The sequence below is a fragment of the Paraburkholderia sp. UYCP14C genome (assembly GCF_004197395.1).
GTDB lineage: Bacteria > Pseudomonadota > Gammaproteobacteria > Burkholderiales > Burkholderiaceae > Paraburkholderia.
Map to the genome: position 1 here is coordinate 1 of NZ_SELS01000329.1, position 555 is coordinate 555.

Here is a 555-nt window from a genome sequence, read left to right on the forward strand (position 1 = left end):
CAATTTCCAGCTGAAATCCGGATGCGCCGATCAGTTTGCGCAGGCAACGCGCCTGAGCGGGGTTGCCAGGCCTCGCAGGCCGCGCGCATCGGAGGCTCATCGCACCGCTCCCGTGTGCGCCGCGTCCATTATTCGCGCCATGCGCGTGATGTTGCTCGCGGCCATTGTCAGCTTGAAGTGCTGGTCTACCCGCTTGATGCCGCGATACACCGTCTGCCGGATCCGACCGACCGTCTTGCCCCAGCCAAAATGCTCCTCGATACGCTTGCGGATGACCTGACTCATCCAGTATCCCGCGTGCCGGGATGTACGCTCATCGATCGCGCTGCCGCCCTGGCGGGCGTCGTTGCGTGCGACATGCGGGGTTATGTTGCGCGAGCGGCAATCGTTTACGAAATCGTGCGTGTCGTACGCCTTGTCGGCACCGACTGTCTTCGCGTGAGTGCCAGGCACGCGGTCGAGCAGTCGCAGCGCACTGGCCCGCTCACCAAAGCCATCCGCATGGCTTACCACGGCGCCGACCACCAGCCCGGAGCGGTTCTCCATCAAGATATG

1 protein-coding gene is annotated in these 555 nt (G+C 63.8%); it reads right to left on the bottom strand.

The features are described 5' to 3' along the window. Positions 1–96: 96 nt before the first annotated feature. A partial coding sequence (locus EVC45_RS45090) for a transposase (protein WP_136624691.1) occupies positions 97–555 on the bottom strand: 459 nt, incomplete at its 5' end.